We start from the raw sequence: 526 nt of genomic DNA on the forward strand, positions 1-526 counted from the left end.
GCGGGTCTTCGGCGCCCACCACGTGTTCCTGCAGGTGCTCGTGCAGCAGCTCCATCAGCAGGCTGTGGGCGGCGCCGCGCACGGCGGCAACCTGCACCAGCACGTCCGCGCAGTCGCCGGCCTCGCCCTCGGGCGTGTCCAGTGCCTGCTCCAGTGCCGCGACCTGGCCGGCGATGCGGCGCACCCGGGTCAGCAGCTGCTTTCGATTCCTGTGTACATGGGCCATGGCTGGATCATATACCCTATGGGGGTATCCACTCCACCTCCGTTGGTCACCCTCCATGCACCTGGACGCCCTCGCCGCTGCCCGTCGCCACGAACACCGCTTCGACGACGGCAATCCGCTGGCCGAACGCAATACCCGCCGCGCCCTGTGGCTCACCGTCAGCATGATGGTCGTGGAGATCGTCGGCGGCTGGTGGTTCAACTCCCTGGCCGTGCTCGCCGATGGCTGGCACATGAGTTCGCATGCGCTGGCGCTCGGGCTTTCAGTGTTTGCGTACCGCTGCGCACGCCGCTACGCGCA

General features: G+C 68.1%; 2 protein-coding genes. One reads left to right on the plus strand and one right to left on the minus strand.

From position 1 onward, the window contains the following. Positions 1 to 226 (minus strand): metal-sensing transcriptional repressor (locus tag EN852_RS34915; RefSeq protein ID WP_135879604.1); only part of this gene is annotated, 226 nt, incomplete at its 3' end. A gap of 55 nt (positions 227 to 281) precedes the next feature. On the opposite strand from EN852_RS34915, the gene EN852_RS34920 reads away from it, so the two are divergent. Further along, on the plus strand, positions 282 to 526 hold a 245-nt coding region (locus EN852_RS34920; RefSeq protein WP_135879605.1), incomplete at its 3' end, for a cation transporter.

The organism is Mesorhizobium sp. M2E.F.Ca.ET.209.01.1.1, from assembly GCF_004010375.2.
Classification (GTDB): Bacteria; Pseudomonadota; Alphaproteobacteria; order Rhizobiales; family Rhizobiaceae; genus Mesorhizobium.